At 39.2% G+C, this 426-nt stretch carries 1 protein-coding gene; it reads left to right on the forward strand.

The annotated features are described in order from the left end of the window. Positions 1-426 (forward strand): PTS transporter subunit EIIC (locus J1M43_RS16545; RefSeq protein ID WP_206477564.1); only part of this gene is annotated, 426 nt, incomplete at both ends.

Here is a 426-nt window from a genome sequence, read left to right on the forward strand (position 1 = left end):
GTATCGGTAAAGCATTAATGTTACCTGTTGCGATTTTACCAGCAGCTGGTATTTTATTAGCGTTTGGTAACGCAATGCACAACGAACAATTAGTAGAAATTGCACCATGGTTAAAAAACGATATCATTGTAATGATTTCGTCGGTCATGGAAGCAGCAGGACAAGTTGTATTTGATAACTTGCCATTATTATTTGCAGTTGGTACAGCACTTGGATTAGCAGGAGGAGACGGTGTTGCAGCATTAGCAGCGCTAGTAGGTTACTTAATTATGAATGCAACAATGGGGAAAGTGTTGCACATTACAATTGATGACATTTTCTCATATGCCAAAGGGGCAAAAGAATTAAGTCAAGCAGCGAAAGAACCAGCACATGCTTTAGTATTAGGTATTCCAACGTTACAAACGGGTGTGTTTGGTGGTATTA

The sequence above is a fragment of the Microbacterium sp. KRD172 genome (genome assembly GCF_017168295.1).
In the GTDB taxonomy this organism is placed as follows: Bacteria; Actinomycetota; Actinomycetes; order Actinomycetales; family Microbacteriaceae; genus Microbacterium; species Microbacterium profundi.